We start from the raw sequence: 17,662 nt of genomic DNA, 5'->3' as shown, positions 1-17,662 counted from the left end.
GGATCGCGGAGGGGATCGCGGACGGGTCGGTCCGCCGCCTCGCCGGCCCGCGGTCGCTCGCGCGGCGCCGTGGACGTGTTCCGTTCGGTACGGAGTCGGGTCAGCTCGTCGCGGGGGCCGTGAAGGTGACGTCGGCGGCGGGCACGGTGACCTCCGCGTCGCTCCCGAGGGCGTACGCGGCGACCCGGGAGACCGTCGCGGCCGGCACGGCCTCGCAGATCCCCGGGACCGCCGGACAGTCCTGGGTGGCGTGGGCGTCGTAGGGCACGACGACGCGGTAGCCGCGCGCCAGGGCCGTACGGGCCGTCGCCTGGACGCACATCTCGGACATCACGCCGCAGACGGCGATCGCCCGGACCCCGGCGTCGGCGAGCGCGCCGCCCAGCGGGGTCTCGTGGAAGCCGTCGTCCCGGGGCTTGCGGATCACCAGCTCCCGGGGGCCGGGCCGGACGGCGTGGTGGAGCTCCCAGCCCGGCGTGTGGGGCTCGTCCTCGGATCCCGGCTCCCCGTCGTTCTGCAGATGGACGACGAGCGCCCCGTCCCTCCGCGCCCGGGCGATCAGGTCCGTCGTCCGCTCGACGAGCCGGTCGGCCGCGGGCACGGCCCCGGCACCGACGACGAAGGCCGACTGCACGTCCACGACGATCAGGGCGTCCACGGGCTGCGGGTGCTGGATCATCCCGCCATCATCACGCTCAAGGGCCCCGTGGCTCCACAGGATTTCGGCCGAGATCCTTCCCGCTGCCGCGTCTTGGGCCGGACAACGGCGCGGTGGGCAGGTCCTGGCGCCGGGATCCGGCGCCAGGACCAGGAGCGGACCCGCGGCAACGAGTCGGCTCTCTCCGGTATCCGAGTTGCCCGCAGCACATCGGAGAACGCCCGGCGCAGGCACAAGCCACAGCCGGGCGCAGGGACAAAGATCGGGCATGCCGCAACCGACGTCAACAGCGAGACGTGGGTGCGGAAATCCTCGGCGTTCATGCCCCTTGAGCTGGACTCATACAGGTACGGCCGTACCCGGAAGGTTGTCGGATGCCAGGGACGCTCCTGCGGATACCGGCGTCGGGCCCGCAAAAAGGTGGGACACATCTGCGGATACTCGCCCCTCATCTCTCACCTGAGCAGCGAGAACGCCCGGATGAGGCAGCCCCCGGAGGGCGCTCCCCTCAGGGACACAGATGCGGATTCGGCCCGTCGGGAGTTCGTCCGGAGGCTCCGCATGCTGCAACATCACTCACCACGAGGGCGGCGGCAACCGCCCTGAACGACCGACCAGTTCACCCGTAGTACGTCGCCCGCTGTCCATCGGAAACAGAGGTCCCTCCCCATGAACAACTCCACGTGCGGCACGTCCCGCACCGCGCCGCGCCACCTGTCCGCCTGGGACGTCGCGGTCGTGGTCGTCATCATCGTGGCCGCCGCCTTACTGGCGTACGCCGGATGGCAGATCATCAGCGTGATCGTCCTGACCGCCGAGGTGGCGACGCTCGGCGTGCGCTTCCTGCGCCGCCTGCGCGGCGGCGGGCCCGCACTGGGGCTCACGGGGGTCTAGCCACCGATGGGGCGCCGTGAGAATCCGATCGCGCAGTGCAGCAAATCCCTGCGCATCCTCGCGACGTGGCTGCGTGACGGCCGGGCGGAGGCGGGGCTGACCTACGGTCAGCTCGCCGCCCGCACCGACTTCAGCGCGGACACTCTCGCGCGCGCCGCCTCGGGACGCCACGTGCCGCAGAGCCCGAGCGTCGTCATCTCCTACGCTCAGGCCTGCGGCCGCAGCACCAAAGAGGCGGAGCGGCTGTGGAAGTTGGCCCGCCGCGACGAAGCCCACGCCCAGGGCGTCCTTCGAGGCCACCGCAGCGGAGGTCACATCAGCGTCGTGAAGGACTTCGCCGACCTGCGCTCCGCCATCGTCGACCTCTATCAGCACGACGGCGGCCCTCCTCTGCGCAGCCTGGACCAGCGCATCGGGGGTGTGGGCCGTCTTCCCCACAGCACGGTCGGACGTGTTCTGGCCGGCCGGTCGACGCCCGGCCGCTCCCTCGTCCTCGCCTTCGCCGAGGCCTGCGGCGTACGCAAGGCCGACCTCGCGGAGTGGGGCAAGGCCTGGGACCGTGCCGACGCCGACCGCCGCACCACCCGCGCGCGCCGGAGTCGACCGACCGCCGACCTCCACACCCACGACCGCGTCACACCGCGAGACCTGCAGCTCCTGATGAGCGACCTGGAAGCCTCCGCCCGCAAGGAGCCCGGTCTCAAACTCCTCGTGACGGTGCCCGACCCGAACGAGGCCCGCCGCGACCAGTCCGCCCGCATGACCCGCGAGCTCCTCGTCGACCAGGCGCAGCGACGAGGAGAACTCGCCTGCCCCCAGTGCCGCCGGCCGTCGTTCGGCTACGACGGTACGAGGGGATGGATCGCGGCCCCGTGCAAGGACTGCGCCGTCGACCGTGCCGCTGCGCCCCCGGGCCGGACCCTGGACACCCCGACGCTGACACTGAGACTGCCCGCGGCCCCTGACCGGCCCCCGCTCCCACGACGGGCGCCCCGGACTTCCTGGCCTCGTCCCGCGGAAGGGACGCCCACGCTGTCGCTGAAGGCCGATGATCTCCCCACCCTTACCGACCGACCGGCGCCCGCCGCCCCCGACGCCCCGGCCACCGATTGGTTCGCGCCGCCGACAACCACTCGCACGCCGCCCCGACCGAGCACGGCCCCCACCCCGTCCGACAAGACAGGTACCGTCCGCATCCGCATCAGCCTTCCCGGCGGCAAGCCCGTCCCGCGATTCCTGGTGGACCGCCCGCAGCACGACGAACCCTGAGGTCACCTCGGGGGGCGTGCACGGCCTACGGCCGGAGCCGGGGCCCGCCTCGCTGCCCCGCGTTCGCCCTCGACAGGAGCAGGCGGCCCGCGACGCCGGTCGTGAACAGGCCGGCGACGAGGGCGAGCAGCCCGAGGGTGGCGACCCAGCCGAGGCTGAACAGGGCGAGGAACAGGGGGCCGCCGTGGACGGCCTGGAGGGTTCCGCCGTTCAGCAGGCTCAACCGCGAAGAGGCCGACGAGGACGATCGCGAGCGGCAGGACGAGGCACCGCGCAGGGGGCCATGGTGCGCGCGGCCTCGACCTTCACGTCGTACGGACTGGCCTCGCCCAGCTGGTCGATGATGCCGAGCACGAGGAAGGAGGGCGTGGTCAACCGGACTTCAGACATGCCGCGGCGGTATCGCGGCGGTCCGGGAGACAGGCCGCGGAAGCGGTCTCGGAGTACCGTCCGGAGGGCGATCGCCACGTTCGTCACTCCGCTCACAGGGCGCGCCCCGTGCCCGTACGTGCTCGTCGCGCAGGGCGCGCCCCGTACTCGTAGGGCTCGTCACCCCTGGCTCGGAAGGCCGGGCCCCCGGGGCACCGTGGCTCCCGGGTGGTCGCCGGGCGCCGTGGCCTCGGGGCGGAGGAGCTCGCCGAGCGCCGTCAGGCGGATGAGCCGGAGGATCCACGGCTGGTCGCATAACAGCCGCCAGCGGGCGCCCCGCGCCTGGACCCGCCCGGCGCAGTGGGCGAGCAGGCCAAGACCGGTGGCGTCGCAGAAGGTGAGCCCGCGGATGTCGACGGTCAGAGCCTCGGACTCCCGGACGAGGGCGTCGAGCTCGGGCCGCAGGTGCCGCACCAGGACGAGATCGAGCTCACCGCGGAGCACGGCGACGGTGAGTCCGCCGGTCGAGCGGACGACGAGGTGCGGGTCGTGACGGGGAATCAGCTGCATCGGACGCTCCACAGGGTGGGTCCATGTGTCCCGTCGAGCGTGGCCGCGTCCGCGCCGGGAGGGACGTTTCGCCTCGACACCTGTCACCTGAACCGGTGAATACGCGGGCCGCTCGGAGCCACCGACCCCCACACTTCCGAACGCGCGGGCGAACGAACCCACCCGGCTCCCGCGGGGCTCAGGGGCGCCGCAGGGGCGGCCGGGTCAGCGTCGCCCATCCCCGCAGCAGCCATTCGAGCGGTCCGTACCGGTACCGGCGAAGCCACCATCGCGCCCCGGCGGCCTGCACGGCGAAGAGCGCGATCGCGATCGCGAGGACGCCCGGCGGCGGCACCCGGCCCACCAGGGCGGTGCCGTAGCCGGTGAACAGCAGGGCACAGACGAGGGACTGGGTGAGGTAACCGGTCAGGGTCATGCTCCCCACGGGCCCGAGCACGGCGGTCGTCCGCTCGCCGTGCCGCCCCACGGCGAGCCGGAGGACGGTCGCGGCGTACGCGGCGGCCAGTAGCGGGGCCGTGACGACGTCGATCCCGAGGGCCAGGAACTGGTAGGCCCCACCGGGATGCACCAGGCTCGCGTGGGCGTACACCAGGCCGCCGAGCAGTCCGACCGTGAAGCCCGCCCACTGGAGCCGGACCAGGGTGCGGCGGTGACCGGCGAGGTCTCCGAGAACCCGGCCACGCCCGGCGGCGAGGCCGAGGAGGAAGGCGGCCAGCGCGGCCGGGGCCTGGAAGAAGACGAGCAGGAACGCCACGTCGGGCAGCTGGTCCAGATGGGCCCCGAGCACGGATGAGGGCCCGCCGCGCAGCGCCTCGGCGGCCCGCTCGGCACCGGCCGCCGCACCGGGGTCCACTCCCCCGCCGCCCGCCGCGTGCACGGCCAGCGCGAGGAGGACGTACGCCGCCGCCGTGACGGTGAAGAGGACGACGGCGGTACGGACGGCGGTACGGGGCCGGAGCCGTCGGGCGGCGAGCAGGACGAGGCCGAGGACCGCGTACGTGGTGAGGATGTCTCCGGGGAAGAGGAGGACGGCGTGGAGCGCGCCGAGCACGAAGAGTCCGGCCAGGCGCCGCAGGAAGCGCGGGGCGAAGGAGGCGCCGCTCCGCTCGGCGGAGTCCAGCTGGAGGGTGAAGCTGTAGCCGAAGAGGAACGAGAACAGCAGGAAGAACTTGGCCTCGAAGAACACGGCGACGAACCACCGGACGGCCGCGTCGAGCGGCGAGTCGAATCCGGGGTCCTCGATCCCGGTCCCGTGGTAAGCGGAGGCCAGGTAGCCGATGTTGACGATGAGGATGCCCTGGAGCGCGAATCCGCGCAGGGCGTCGACGTGGGCGAGCCGTGGGCCGGCCCGGGCGGTCGGGGCGGTCGAGGTGCCGGCCGGGTGATCGGTCACGGCGTCGGGTGTGGTGGTCACGGGCTCCTCCGGAACGGGCGGGGCGTAAAGCCATCCATCAAAACTATCGAATCAGAAACGCTCGTATCAAGAATGAACGTTATAGACTCGATCAGGCAAGGGGTACAGACCCGACCCGCGACGAACGAGGTGCCCGATGAACGCGACGACGGTGGTACGCCGGGGCGTACCGGAGGACGGTGCGGCGCGCGTCGCCGCCCTGTACTGGGAGGCGTTCGGGCGGAAACTCGGCGCCGCGCTCAACCCGCCCGACAAGGCCCGCGCGTTCCTGACCGCCCATCTCCACCACGACCGGGCCGTCACCGTCCTCGTCGACGGCGAGGTGGCCGGCGTGGCCGGGTACCGACTCGGCGGGCGCGGCCTGCTGGGCGGCGGTGCGGGGGACGTCCTGTCGGCGTACGGCGTGCTGCGCGGACTGCACCGGGTGGCCCTGCTGGCGCTCCTTGAGCGGAGCCCCGCGCCCGGCGAGCTCGTGATGGACGGCATCGCCGTCGCCCCCGGGCACCGCGGCGCGGGCATCGGCACGATGCTGCTGCGCGAGATCACGGCCGTGGCCGCCGAGGCGGGCAGCCGCCGGATCCGGCTCGACGTCATCGACGTGAACCCGCGGGCCCGCGCCCTCTACGAACGGCACGGCTTCGTCGCCGTCCACACCGAGCGGACGCCGTACCTGCGCGAGTTGATGGGCTTCGGCGCCGTCACCACCATGCACCGGCCGGTCACGGCGGCCGACGCGTCCCCCGGCCGGGAGGCGCGATGATCCCGGCCGACGGCATCCCCGACCTCGCTCCCGTCCCGACGCGCACGCTCGTCCATGCCCTCGTCCGTGAGGACGGCACCGTGGACGCCGGCGAGCTCTACACGGTGGCGGGTCTCCTCGGCATGACCGACCAGCAGGTCCGGCTCTGCCTGAAGCGGCTCGTCGCCGAGGGGCGGTTCACCCACGAGGGCCGCGGACGCAAGGCGGTCCTCCGCGCGGTCGCCGACGCCACCGGCGCGATCGCCCCGGACGCCGCCCACGTCCGCCTCGCCTACCGGCAGGACCACGGCCTCGCCCCGTGGGACGGCGTGTGGCACCTCTTCGCCTTCGCCGTCCCCGAGTCCGAGCGGGCCGCCCGCGACGCGCTCCGCGACACCCTGCTCCACCTGGGGGCCGCCCCGCTCCACGGCGGCCTGTACGTCTGCGCCCACCCGATCGAGCCGCTCGTCGAAGCCCGGGCCGAGGAACTCGGCGTAGCCGCCTCGCTGACCTGCCTGACCAGCACGGACCTCAGCATCGGCGGGGTCGCCGAACCGCGGGCGCTCGCCGCCTCGCTCTGGCCCCTGGACGGGATCGCGGCCCGCCACGACGCCCTCGCCGCCTTCGCCGGCTCCTGCCTCGAACGCCTCGAACGCCTCGAACGAGGCGACCGACCCGACCGACCCGAACGCAGCGACCGCCTCGAAGGCACCGACGGACCCGACGGACCCGACGGACCCGACCGCCCGGAACCCCTCACGTCCGCCGAGCGTCTGAGCCTCGCGATCCGGCTCGCCGCGGCCTTCTCGTACGCGATGACACCCGACCCGCTCCTGCCCGCCGAGCTCCTCCCCCAGCCCTGGCCCGGCACGCGGGCCCGGCACCTCATGGCGACCGCCTGGGCCGCACTCGTACAGCACGCCCCGGACGACAGCGCCCCCCTCCCCCGTCTCTTCGTCCTCTACGAGGACTTCGCGGGGTAGGGGGGCCGTTGCGGCTCGGCCGTCGGATCAGCCCGCGAACTCCGCCATCCACGCCTCGACCTCGGCCGAGGAGCGCGGCAGGCCGGCGGAGAGGTTCTCGTTGCCGTTCTCGTTGACGACCAGGTCGTCCTCGATCCGGACGCCGATGCCGCGCCACTCCTCGGGCACGGTCAGGTCGTCCGGCTGGAAGTACAGGCCCGGCTCGACCGTGAGCACCATGCCCGGCTCCAGGAGGCCGTCGACGTACTCCTCGTTCCGCGCGTGCGCGCAGTCGTGGACGTCCAGGCCGAGCATGTGGCCGGTGCCCGCCATGGTGAAGCGGCGCTGGAGGCCGAGCTCGTACGCCCGGTCGACGGGGCCCTCGATGAAGCCCCACTCGACCAGCTTCGCCGTCATGCTGCGCTGGGACGCCTCGTGGAAGTCGCGGTACCGGGCGCCCGGCTTGACGGCGGCGATGCCGGCCTCCTGGGCCTCGTACACCGCGTCGTACACCCTGCGCTGCACCTCGTTGAAGGTGCCGCTGATCGGGAGGGTGCGGGTGACGTCGGCGGTGTAGAGGGAGTTCGTCTCCACGCCGGCGTCGAGCAGGAGCAGCTCGCCGGGGCGGACCGGTCCGTCGTTGTCCGTCCAGTGCATGATCGTGGCGTGCTCGCCGGCGGCGCAGATCGAGCCGTAGCCGAGGGCGTTGCCCTCCAGGCGCGCGCGGCGGAAGAAGGTGCCCTCGATCCACCGCTCGGACGTGGCGATCGCCCGGGACAGCTCGGAGACGCAGTCGGTGAAGCCGCGCACGGTGGAGTCCACCGCCTTGCACATCTCGCCGATCTCCCAGTCGTCCTTGACGAGCCTGAGGTCGCTGAGCGCCTCCTCCAGCTCGTAGTCGCGGTCCTCGTCGGTGGTGACGGCGGCCTCCAGGGCCGGGTCGTGACCGCGCACGATCCGGGTGGGGACCTCGGTGGAGGCGGCGGCCAGGTCCGCGGCGATCGTGCGGACGTCGCGGCAGGGCAGACCGAGGACGATCTCCGACTCGGCGAGCGAACGGCGCCGGCCCATCCACAGCTCCGCCGTGTAGCCGATCCAGAACTCGTCGTTGTCCCGGCTGTCCCGGGGCAGCTGGTAGCAGTACGCGTCGTGGCCGCCGTCCGCGCGGGGTTCGAGCACGAGGGCGCCGTCGCGGGCCTGGTCGCCGGTCATGTGCACGTACCCGGTGTACGGGCGGAACGGGTAGGTGTCGTCGTTCGAGCGGGTCTTGAGGTTGCCCGACGGGATCACCAGGCGCTCGCCGGGGAAGAGGGCCGAGAGGGCCGCGCGGCGGGCGGCCGCGTACGGGGCCTGCTCGTCGGCCTCCAGGCCGTGGCGCTCGGTGTCGGCCCAGCCCGTCCGCATCAGAGCGGAGAGCTCCGCGGAGACGCCGTCGTAGAGCCCGTTCTTGCGACGCTTCGCCATGCGATGCACCTTCTTCTCGGAGGGTTCCTCGGCCACCGGTCATCGGCGGCTCACGGACAGTACTGCGCCGAACGCCCGCCGGGTGCCCAGGACCGCCAGTGGCACAGATCGGCCATCGGGCGCCTCGCCCATGGGTGCGGAAGAAGCACCGGGCCGTCGATAATGCGGCCCATGGCGAACGCGAAACTCGGTGAGGCCCTCCGGCTGCTCGGGATCGGTCACGACGCGGTCCGGGTCTACCTGGCACTCCTCGATCTGGCACCCGCGCCGCTCAGCGCGATCGGTGCGGCGGCCGGTCTGGAGGGCGCGGCGCTCTCGGCGGCGTACGGCGACCTCGTCGACGCCGGCCTCGCGAGCGCCGCCGCGGAGGGAGAGGACGTCGTGGCGCCCGTTCCGCCCGCCGCGGGCCTGGAGATCCTCGGCCGGCACCGGGCGGCCGAGCTCGACGAGTCCCGCATCACCGTCGGGGGCGCGTTCGAGTCGTTCCGCAGGCAGCGGCTCGCCGGCGAGACCGACCACCTCGTGGAGATCGTCACGGGCGAGGCGATCGGGCTCCGGATGCGTCAGGCCTGGGCCAGTGCCCGTCACCAGATCCGCCAGCTCGACTCCCCGCCGTACTTCCCCCTGCCCGGCGCCACCGAGGACGCGCTGGCCACCCTCGCCCGCGGAGTGACGCAACGCGTCGTGTACTCACGGGAGTCGCTGGAGCTGCCGGGCAATCTGGAGTCGGCCATCGAGCCCTGCGTCGAGGCCGGCGAGCAGGCGCGGGTCCTGCCGTCGGTGCCGGTCAAGTTGGTGATCATCGACGACGCGTACGCGCTCGTGTCGCTGTCGATCAAGGAGGCCGACGTCCACAACACGATGCTGGTCGTGCAGCCCTGCGGCCTGCTCTCGGCGCTCGTGGCGCTCTTCGAGCAGGCCTGGCAGAACGCTCTCCCGTTCCACGGCCACACCGCCCGCCCGGGCGGGCTGCCGCCCTCCGACCGGCGCCTGCTGTGGCTGCTCGCGGGCGGCGCGAGCGACGACGTGATCGCCCGAGAGCTCGGCATCAGCCGCCGCACGCTGTTCCGGCGGATCCAGATCCTGATGGCCCGGCTCGGCGCCACGAGCCGGTTCCAGATGGCCTTGCAGGCCCAGCGCTCCGGCTGGCTGTGACGCCAGGCCCGCTCGACGCGCGACGGACACGGCGTACGCGACGGACACGGCGTAACGGTCAGTCCGTGGCCGGGCCCGCGAGTCGCTGCCACAGGAAGGTGTGCACGAGGGCGCTGTTGTGCGCGGCCTGTTCGTTGTCGCCGGCGCCCGCGTGTCCGCCGCCGGTGTTCTCGTGGAACAGCACCGGATGGCCGAGTTCCCGCAGCCGCGCCGCCGTCTTGCGGGCGTGGCCGGGGTGGACGCGGTCGTCGCGGGTCGAGGTCATCAGGAGCACCGGCGGGTAGGCCGCGTCCGCCGCGAGACGGTGGTACGGGGAGATGTCGCGGAGGTGCGGCAGATCGGCCTCGTCGTCGGGGTCCCCGTACTCGGCGATCCAGGACGCGCCCGCGAGGAGCTTGTGGAAGCGGGTCATGTCGAGCAGGGGCACCTGCGCGACGATCGCGCCGAACAGTTCGGGGTGACGGGTCAGCATCGCGCCCATGAGCAGGCCGCCGTTGCTGCCGCCGGAGGCGCCGAGCATGGCCGGGGTGGTGATGCCCCGCGCGACGAGGTCCTCGGCGACGGCCGCGAAGTCCTCGAAGGCCCGCGGCCGGTCCGCGCCCAGCGCGGCCTGGTGCCAGTCCGGTCCGTACTCGCCGCCGCCCCGGATGTTCGCGATCACGTACGTGCCGCCGCGCTCCAGCCACGCCCGGCCCGTCACGGAGCCGTAGTAGGGCGTCAGGGAGACCTCGAAGCCGCCGTAGCCGTAGAGCAGCGTGGGGCCGGGGCCGGTGGCGGCGTGGTCGGGGCCGATGACGAAGTACGGGACGCTCGTGCCGTCCCGGGAGGTCGCGAAGTGCTGCTCCACCGTCAGTCCGGCGGTGGAGAAGCGGTCCGGGGCCTGCTTGAGGAGTTCCGTGTCGGCTCCGACGCTCCCGCGGTACAGGGTGGAGGGCTGGAGGAATCCCGACACGTCGAGGAAGTACTCGTCGGAGACGTCGGGGTCGGTGTCGACGACGCTGACGGCGGACAGCTCCGGTACGCCGACGAGCGGTTCGCGGGTCCAGCCGCCGTCGGGGTCGGGGGTGAGGACCTCGATGCGGGTGCTGACGTCGTGCATCGTCTCCAGGATCAGATGGCGACGGGTCCACGCGTGCCCGGCCAGGGCCGTCCGCTCGTCCGGGGCGAACAGCACCTCGGGGGTGCGGTCGCCCGCCAGGAAGGCGTCGAAGTCGAAGGCGAGGAGGGATCCCGTCGGCTGCCCGAGCCAGTCGGACTTCAGGGAGACGATCAGATGCCGGCGGTGGGCGTACGCGACGGCGTCCTCGGGGACGTCGATCCTGACGAGCGTGGAGTCGGGCCGCAGGAGGTAGGTCTCGCTGCGGAAGAAGTCGAGGGCGCGGCCGACGAAGTCCCGCTCGAAACCGGGGGTGTCGTCGCGGTATCCCCAGGCCGACACGTCCCCCTGCCCGGCCTCGTAGACGAGCTCGGCCTCCTCCACCGGGGTGCCCCGCCGCCACCTGCGGACCTGCCGCGGGTAGCCGGAGTCGGTCAGTGAGCCGGGCCCCGTGTCCGTACCGACGAAGACGGTGTCGTCGTCGATCCAGCCGGTCCGTGTCTTGGCCTCCGCCACCCGGAAGCCGTCCTCGACGAACCGCCGGGTGCCGAGGTCGAACTCCCGGACCACCACGGCGTCCCCGCCGTCGCGCGACAGCCGCACCAGCGCCCGGTCGTGGTCGGGCCGGCGTACGCGGGCCCCGTCCCAGACCCACTTCTCGTCCTCGGCCGCGGCGAGCGCGTCGACATCGAGGAGGACCTCCCACTCGGGGGCGTCCTTGCGGTACTGCTCCAGGGTGGTGCGCCGCCACACGCCCCGCACGTGCTCGGCGTCGCGCCAGAAGTTGTAGAGGTGCGCGCCGCGCCGGACGGTGTACGGGATGCGGTCGGCGGCGTCCATCACCTCGCGCAGGCGCTCCTTGAGCGGGGCGAACGCCGGGTCCGCGGCCAGGGCGTCGGCCGTCTCGGCGTTCCGCTCGGCCACCCAGGCCAGCGCCGCCTCGCCCGACACGTCCTCCAGCCACAGGTACGGATCGGCGTCGCTCACACGCTGCTGCATGGACTCAGTTCCCGTTCTCGCGTCGGAGGTGTGCCGAAAGGTGGTACTGGAGCGGCTGTCCGACCGCCGCGAGGTCGTGGCGGAAGTCGAGCGTGTCCTCGTCCGTCAGGGTGTAGCGGCGGCGGGTGGCGGTGACCTCCTTGGCCGTGGGGGTGAGCGCCACCTGATGGGTGGTGAGGTCGACCGCGCCGTCGGCGGCGCCGCCGACGAGGATCTCCGCGATGCCGGTGGGCTGGGTGATCAGCGCTTCGACGCGACCGTCGGGCTGCATCCGCCACCAGCCGCTCTCCCGGGCGGCGGGCCGCAGCGGGGTGCCGTCGACGTCGACGATCCAGGCGCGGGCCGCGTAGTGGAGGAAGGGGCGCCCGTCGTGGCTGAAGGTGACCTCCTGCTCGTACGTGAACTCCTCCGCGAGCGTCGGGTACGAGCCGCGGCCGCGGCCGACCCAGGTGCCCAGGAGACCGGTCACCGGCGCCAGGAGCGCGTGCGGGGCGGGCGCCGCGTCGGCTCGCGGGGCGTCGGGGTAGGGGTGCTTCCGGTCGCTGAACATGAGGTGCGCTCCTGGGTCGGGGCCTGTGCCGGATGGCAGCTTAGGCCCTGCCCTGGGCGCCTCTCAGGTCTTCGGCCCGCCGGTCGCGGTTCCCCCGCCCGCGACCGGCGCGCTCCTGCCCGTGGCTAACCCCGGCTGCGTATCAGCAGGTAGAGGAAGTACGGGGTGCCGATCACGGCCGTCATGAGGCCGGCGCCGAGCTGGGCCGGGGCGATGACGGTACGGCCCACCAGGTCCGCGGTGCAGACGAGGACGGCGCCGAGGAGCACCGCGACCGGGACGACGCGGGCGTGCTGACGGCCGACGAGGGCGCGCGCCGCGTGCGGTGCCACGAGTCCCACGAAGCCGATCGTGCCGGCGGCGGCCACGGCGGTGGCGGTGAGCAGGACGGCGAGGGCGAGGAAGCCGAGGCGTGCGCGTCCCAGGCCGAGGCCGAGGAGGCGCGGGGTGTCCTCGTCGAGCGAGACGAGGTCGAGTTCGGTGCGCCGGGCGAACGCGACGGCCGCGCCCACGGCGAGGACCGCGCTGAGGGGGACCACGTCGGGCAGGGACCGCCCGTAGGTGGAGCCCGACAGCCAGGTGAGGGCCTTCGTCGCGTTGAACGGGTCGGTGAGGATGATCAGGAGGCTGATCAGGGCGGAGGCGGCGATGGCGACGCCGAAGCCGACGAGGACGAGCCGGTTCTGCTGGAACCCGCCCCGCGCGGCCAGTCCGAAGACGAGGACGGAGCTGGCTGCGGCGCCGGCGAACGCGGCGCCGGCCATGCCCCACGAACCGGCCAGGGGCACGGTCGTCACGAGGAGTACGGCGCCGAGCGCGGCGCCGCCGGAGACGCCCAGGATGCCGGGTTCGGCGAGCGGGTTGCGGGTGACGGCCTGGACGAGGGTGCCGGCCAGGGCGAGCGCGGCGCCCGCGAAGAGGGCGGCGAGGACGCGGGGCACCCGGGTGTCGAGGACGAAGGTGACGGTCCGGCCGGCCTGTCCCTGGGCCCAGTTCACGACGTCGCCGAGGAGCAGCTTGCTGTCGCCGAGGAGTACGCCGGCGACGGCGACGGCGATCACCACGGCCGCCAGGACGGCGGTGACGGTGAGGAAGCGGGCCCTGCTCCTGATGCGGAGCCGCTCGGTGGCGGTGGCTCCGGCCGTGTCCCGGACGCGGGTGGCCATGACGATCAGGAAGACGGCGCCGACGAGGCTGGTGACGACGCCGGTGGGCACGGAGACGGCCACGTCCGCCGGTACGAGGGCGCGCAGCAGGACGTCGGAGCCGAGCACGAGGGCGGCACCGGTGAGTCCGGCGGCGGGCAGGAAGCCGCGCGAGGTGGTGAAGCCCCGGAACCTGCGGGCGAGGGGCCGGATGAGCGCGGGGGCGCAGAGGCCGACGTAGCCGACGGGTCCCGCGAGGGTGACGGCGGCCGTGGAGAGCAGGGCGGCGAGGACGACGGCGGTGACCCGGGTGGCGCGCACGGGCACGCCGAGGCCGCGGGCGGCGTCGTCGCCGAGGGCGAGGGCGTCGACCCGGCGGGCCAGGAGCAGCAGCCCGACGAGGCCGATGACGGCGATCGGGGCCATCTGCAGGACGCCGTCGAAGCCGTTCTGGCCGATGCTGCCCTGGTTCCAGTTGTAGAGGCCCTCGGTCTGCCGGGGGAACAGCAGGAGCAGGCCCTCGGTGACGGCGGTGAGGCCGAGGGTGAGGGCGCTGCCGGCGAGGACGAGCCGGACCGTTCCGGCGCCCAGGCCCGAGAGGGCGAGGACGACGGCCGCCGCCGCGAGACCGCCGACAAAGGCGAGGGCGGAGGAGGCGAACAGCGGGAGCGAGAGGCCGAAGGCGGCGCCGAGGCCGAGCGCGAAGTAGGAGCCCGCGTTGACGGCGAGGGTGTCGGGCGAGGCGAGGACGTTGCGGCTGACGGCCTGGAGGGCGGCGCCCGCGATGCCGAGGACGGCGCCGACCAGGAGGCCGGCGGTCATCCTCGGCAGGCGGGAGGCGATGACGACGGACGCGTCGGCCGGATCGGCCTGGCCCGTGAACGCCTTCCACACCTCGGGCGCGCCGACCGCGGCCGTGCCTTGCGTGATGTCCACGAGCGCGAGGGCCGCGACGAGGAGGACCAGGGCGGCCGTCACCGGGGCCGCGCCCGTCCGGGACGTGGCCGTCGGCGGACGGGTGGCGGGGGTGGTTGCGGTGACGGCCATGGTGTTACTTCGTCAGCGCGGTGACGACGGAGTCGACGTACGTGCTCATCGACTGGGGGCCGCCGAACATCCAGATGCCGTCGGGCAGACGGTGCACGTTGCCCTTCTTGACGAACGGCAGGGACGTCCACACCTTGTCCTTGGCGAGGACACCGGTGAACGGGGTGCTGCCGGCGTCGCCGTCGTTGCCGACGTAGGCGAACTGCACGTCACCGAGCTTGGTGAGGCCCTCGACGTCGGTGGCGCCGAGGCCGTAGGCCGGGTCGCCCTTGACGGTCCAGGCGTTCTTCAGGCCGAGCTTCTCGTTGACCGCGCCGATCAGCGAACCGCTGGTGTAGGGGCGGATCGAGACCTGGTTGGACATCACGTAGCCGTCGGCGAAGGCGTACTTCGTCCCGGCGAGGCCGGCGTCGGCGAGCTTCTTCTTGCCCTCGTCGAGCTTGGCCTGGAACTGCTTCTTCAGCTCCTCGGACTTCTGCGTGGTGCCGGTGGCCTTGGCGATGGCGTCGAGGTCCGCGTTCATCCGGCCGATCGGGTCGGCGGCGTCGGCGGCCTTCAGCGTCAGGACCGGGGCGACCTTGCGCAGCTGCTTCACGGCGGCCGGCGGCAGGTCGGTGGTGGCGACGATGAGGTCGGGCTTCAGGGCGGCGACGGTCTCCACGCTGGGCTCGCCGCGGGTGCCGATGTCCTTCGGCTCGTTCTTGAGCGGGACGGCGGTGTCCCAGGTCTTGTAGCCCTTGACGTCGGCGACGCCGACCGGGTCGACGCCCAGCGTGATCAGGTGCTCGACGACGTTCCACTCGGTCCCGACGACCTTCTTGGCGGGGCCGTCGAGCTCGACCTTCTCGCCCGTGGAGTCGGTGAGGGTGATGCGCTCGGTGCTCTTCTTCGCGTCGTCGGCGGCGGGCTCGGTGGTGCCGCAGGCGGACAGGGCGAGGGCCGCGGTGGTGGCGGCCGCCGCGGTGAGGAGAAGTCGTCTCATGATGTGGTGCTGAGCCTTTCGCTTCGCGAGTGGTGGCGGCCTATCGCACGGGTGCGCAGCCTGCCGGTGAGTGGATCGGTGTCCACTTCGATACGGATGCCGTACGTGCCGGTCAGCCGCTCGGGAGTCAGTACGTCCTCGGGGTCGCCGTCCGCGACGACCCGTCCCGCGTCGAGCAGGACGATCCGGTCGGCGACGGCCGCGGCCTGATCGAGGTCGTGGAGGACGGCGCCGACGGCGATGCCGTGGTCGTCCGCCAGGTCGCGCATGAGGTCGAGGAGTTCGACCTGGTACCGGAGGTCGAGGTAGGTCGTGGGTTCGTCGAGCAGCAGCACGCCCGTCTGCTGCGCGAGGCAGCCGGCGAGCCAGACGCGCTGGAGCTGGCCGCCGGAGAGGTGCTCGGCGCCGCGCTCCGCGAGTTCCGTGACGCCCGTCATGACGAGCGCGCGGTCCACCGCTTCCTTGCCGCCCGGGTCGGCCTTGCCCCAGCGTCCCCGGTACGGGTAGCGGCCGAACTCGACCACGTCCCTCACCGTGAGCCCGCTGGGCGTGGGGCGTCCCTGGGTGAGCAGGGCGACGTGGCGCGAGAACTCACGGGGACTCAGCGCGAGACCGTCGGTGTCGCCGTCGAGGACGAGCGTGGCGGTCCGGGGCTGCTGGAGGCGCGCGATGGTGCGCAGCAGCGTGGACTTGCCGCTGCCGTTCGGGCCGACCAGGACGGTCACTTCGCCGGGGCGCAGCGTCATGGACGCGTCGTGGACGACGTCGACGCCTTCGTACGCCACGGTGACACCCATGGCCGAGAGTTCATGACCGTGGGGGCCGGGGGCCGCGGAGGTCTGTTCACCTGCTTGCACGTCCCGAAGGTTAGCCTAACCTTAGCGACAGGCAAAAGGGGGTCCAGGATTCGACCGCAAGGCGAATTCCGGCCAAGCATGCAGGTCCACACGCCGGGACGTCCGTTGACCCGGCAGACGGGGGCGGCTACGTTCGCGCCATGTTGCGTTCAGCACTGCTCACCACGCGCGGTCACATCGACCTGCTGCGGGTGGCCTCCGCCGCGTGTCGCCGCGGCCGCTGACGCCCTTTCACCCCCGCCTCACCCCTCTGCCCCTGACGCCCCGACCGTCGTGCGCGCGTGCCCGCTCCGCGCCCACGGCCGCCGGGGCGCACCCTCGACGCGTTCACGGAAAGGCCTCCTGATGACCGTCCACCTGCACTGGTTCCTGCCGACCGGCGGCGACGGCCGGACCCTCGTCGACCGGCACGCCTACGCGGACGGCGGGATCACCCGGAACGGGACCGTGCCGGGGCTGCGCGCCCCCGACATCGCCTACCTGACCCAAATCGCCAAAGCAGCCGAGCAGTTGGGCTTTGAAGCGGTGCTGACCCCGACCGGGACGTGGTGCGAGGACGCCTGGCTGACCACGGTCGCGCTCGCCCAGCACACCGAGCGCCTCAAGTTCCTCGTCGCGTTCAGGCCGGGGGTGATCTCGCCCGTGCTCGCGGCACAGATGGCGGCCACGTACCAGCGGGTCACCCGGGGCCGTCTGCTCCTCAACGTGGTGACCGGCGGCGACTCCGCCGAGCAGCGCCGCTTCGGCGACCGCCTCGACCACGACCGGCGCTACGCGCGCACGGCCGAGTTCCTCTCGGTGGTGCGGGGCGTCTGGAGCGGCCGGCCGTTCGACTACGACGGCGAGCACTTCCGTATCGAGGGCGGGCTGACCGCCCTGCCGCCGGACCCGCTGCCGGAGGTCTTCTTCGGCGGTTCGTCGGCCGCGGCGGGCCCGGTCGCGGCGGAGCACGCGGACGTCTACCTGACCTGGGGCGAGCCGCCGTGGCAGGTGAAGGAGAAGATCGACTGGATCCGTCGCCTCGCGGAGGAGCGCGGGCGCACGGTCCGCTTCGGGATCCGGCTGCACACGGTCTCGCGCGACTCGGCGCGGGAGGCCTGGGCGACCGCCGACCGACTGCTCGCCGACCTCGACGCCGGGACGGTCGCCTCCGCGCAGGAGCTCCTCGGCCGCACCGAGTCCGTCGGCCAGCAGCGGATGCTGGCCCTGCACGGAGGCGGCTCCCTGGACCGGGACAAGCTGGAGATCTCGCCGAACCTGTGGGCGGGGGTCGGCCTCGTCCGGGGCGGGGCCGGAACCGCGCTGGTCGGCAGCCACACCGACGTCGCCGACCGGATCGAGGAGTACCACGACCTGGGCGTGGAGCATTTCGTCCTGTCGGGCTACCCGCACCTGGAGGAGGCGTACTGGTTCGGCGAGGGTGTGACGCCGGAGCTCGTGGCGCGCGGGCTCGTCGCCCGGCGGGAAGATCTCCGACCCCCGCAGAGTTAGT

17 protein-coding genes are annotated in these 17,662 nt (G+C 73.1%); 7 read left to right on the top strand and 10 right to left on the bottom strand.

Annotated features, from left to right (window positions below; translation table 11 throughout):
* Window positions 1–100: 100 nt before the first annotated feature.
* Window positions 101–679: an isochorismatase family protein gene (locus ACFWWU_RS07010; RefSeq protein ID WP_384140087.1), complete on the bottom strand. Its 579-nt coding sequence runs from the start codon at window positions 677–679 to the stop codon at window positions 101–103.
* A gap of 648 nt (window positions 680–1,327) precedes the next feature.
* Between ACFWWU_RS07010 and ACFWWU_RS07005 the strand changes: the two genes are divergently transcribed.
* Together ACFWWU_RS07005 and ACFWWU_RS07000 are read left to right on the top strand one after the other, a co-directional pair.
* Window positions 1,328–1,552, top strand: a complete 225-nt coding sequence (locus tag ACFWWU_RS07005) for a hypothetical protein (RefSeq protein WP_384140084.1) — start codon at window positions 1,328–1,330, stop codon at window positions 1,550–1,552.
* A gap of 6 nt (window positions 1,553–1,558) precedes the next feature.
* The gene (locus ACFWWU_RS07000; RefSeq protein WP_384140081.1) at window positions 1,559–2,821 is read left to right on the top strand and encodes a helix-turn-helix domain-containing protein; all 1,263 of its coding nucleotides are present in this window, start codon (window positions 1,559–1,561) and stop codon (window positions 2,819–2,821) included.
* Between the two features lie 25 nt (window positions 2,822–2,846).
* On the opposite strand, the gene ACFWWU_RS06995 is transcribed toward ACFWWU_RS07000, so the two are convergent.
* The 3 genes from ACFWWU_RS06995 to ACFWWU_RS06985 form a co-directional block, all read right to left on the bottom strand.
* Window positions 2,847–3,044, bottom strand: a complete 198-nt coding sequence (locus ACFWWU_RS06995; RefSeq protein WP_384140078.1) for a hypothetical protein — start codon at window positions 3,042–3,044, stop codon at window positions 2,847–2,849.
* A 326-nt stretch (window positions 3,045–3,370) separates the two neighbouring features.
* Window positions 3,371–3,760, bottom strand: a complete 390-nt coding sequence (locus ACFWWU_RS06990) for an STAS domain-containing protein (protein WP_384140075.1) — start codon at window positions 3,758–3,760, stop codon at window positions 3,371–3,373.
* Between the two features lie 178 nt (window positions 3,761–3,938).
* The gene (locus ACFWWU_RS06985) at window positions 3,939–5,174 is read right to left on the bottom strand and encodes a DUF418 domain-containing protein (protein WP_384140073.1); all 1,236 of its coding nucleotides are present in this window, start codon (window positions 5,172–5,174) and stop codon (window positions 3,939–3,941) included.
* Between the two features lie 136 nt (window positions 5,175–5,310).
* Between ACFWWU_RS06985 and ACFWWU_RS06980 the strand changes: the two genes are divergently transcribed.
* Window positions 5,311–5,934 carry a GNAT family N-acetyltransferase gene (locus ACFWWU_RS06980; protein WP_384140070.1) on the top strand — a complete coding sequence of 208 codons (624 nt, stop codon included), beginning with the start codon at window positions 5,311–5,313 and terminating at the stop codon, window positions 5,932–5,934.
* A complete protein-coding gene (locus ACFWWU_RS06975) occupies window positions 5,931–6,896 on the top strand; it encodes a PaaX family transcriptional regulator C-terminal domain-containing protein (RefSeq protein ID WP_384140067.1) in 966 nt (321 codons plus the stop codon). Before ACFWWU_RS06980 ends, ACFWWU_RS06975 begins: the two co-directional genes overlap by 4 nt.
* A 27-nt stretch (window positions 6,897–6,923) precedes the next feature.
* On the opposite strand, the gene ACFWWU_RS06970 is transcribed toward ACFWWU_RS06975, so the two are convergent.
* Window positions 6,924–8,339 (bottom strand): aminopeptidase P family protein, encoded by a 1,416-nt coding sequence (locus ACFWWU_RS06970; RefSeq protein ID WP_384140064.1) that lies wholly within the window; start codon window positions 8,337–8,339, stop codon window positions 6,924–6,926.
* 171 nt (window positions 8,340–8,510) lie between these two features.
* Between ACFWWU_RS06970 and ACFWWU_RS06965 the strand changes: the two genes are divergently transcribed.
* Complete coding sequence (locus ACFWWU_RS06965; protein WP_384140061.1) at window positions 8,511–9,494, top strand: LuxR family transcriptional regulator; 984 nt, start codon at window positions 8,511–8,513, stop codon at window positions 9,492–9,494.
* Window positions 9,495–9,552: 58 nt separating this feature from the next.
* Here ACFWWU_RS06965 and ACFWWU_RS06960 read toward each other — a convergent pair whose 3' ends face one another.
* The 5 genes from ACFWWU_RS06960 to ACFWWU_RS06940 all read right to left on the bottom strand — a co-directional run bounded on the left by ACFWWU_RS06960 (window position 9,553) and on the right by ACFWWU_RS06940 (window position 16,170).
* Complete coding sequence (locus ACFWWU_RS06960; protein ID WP_384140058.1) at window positions 9,553–11,589, bottom strand: prolyl oligopeptidase family protein; 2,037 nt, start codon at window positions 11,587–11,589, stop codon at window positions 9,553–9,555.
* A gap of 4 nt (window positions 11,590–11,593) precedes the next feature.
* Complete coding sequence (locus ACFWWU_RS06955) at window positions 11,594–12,139, bottom strand: FABP family protein (protein ID WP_384140055.1); 546 nt, start codon at window positions 12,137–12,139, stop codon at window positions 11,594–11,596.
* 125 nt (window positions 12,140–12,264) lie between these two features.
* Entirely contained in the window at window positions 12,265–14,331 is a 2,067-nt protein-coding gene (locus ACFWWU_RS06950) for an iron ABC transporter permease (protein WP_384140052.1), read from the bottom strand.
* Between the two features lie 4 nt (window positions 14,332–14,335).
* Window positions 14,336–15,313 (bottom strand): ABC transporter substrate-binding protein, encoded by a 978-nt coding sequence (locus ACFWWU_RS06945; RefSeq protein WP_384140049.1) that lies wholly within the window; start codon window positions 15,311–15,313, stop codon window positions 14,336–14,338.
* Window positions 15,310–16,170, bottom strand: coding sequence for an ABC transporter ATP-binding protein (locus tag ACFWWU_RS06940; RefSeq protein ID WP_384140046.1), 861 nt, complete (start codon window positions 16,168–16,170; stop codon window positions 15,310–15,312). Before ACFWWU_RS06940 ends, ACFWWU_RS06945 begins: the two co-directional genes overlap by 4 nt.
* A 140-nt stretch (window positions 16,171–16,310) precedes the next feature.
* Here ACFWWU_RS06940 and ACFWWU_RS06935 point away from each other — a divergent pair, with 140 nt between their 5' ends.
* Window positions 16,311–16,394, top strand: a complete 84-nt coding sequence (locus tag ACFWWU_RS06935) for a putative leader peptide (protein ID WP_313884353.1) — start codon at window positions 16,311–16,313, stop codon at window positions 16,392–16,394.
* 121 nt (window positions 16,395–16,515) lie between these two features.
* A complete protein-coding gene (locus ACFWWU_RS06930) occupies window positions 16,516–17,661 on the top strand; it encodes an LLM class flavin-dependent oxidoreductase (RefSeq protein WP_384140043.1) in 1,146 nt (381 codons plus the stop codon).
* Window position 17,662 lies beyond the last annotated feature (1 nt).

Origin of the sequence: Streptomyces sp. NPDC058650 (assembly GCF_042717315.1) — a bacterium.
In the GTDB taxonomy this organism is placed as follows: Bacteria; Actinomycetota; Actinomycetes; order Streptomycetales; family Streptomycetaceae; genus Streptomyces.
The sequence above is the reverse complement of the archived record's forward strand: the minus strand, read 5'-3'. Positions and strand labels throughout refer to the sequence as shown.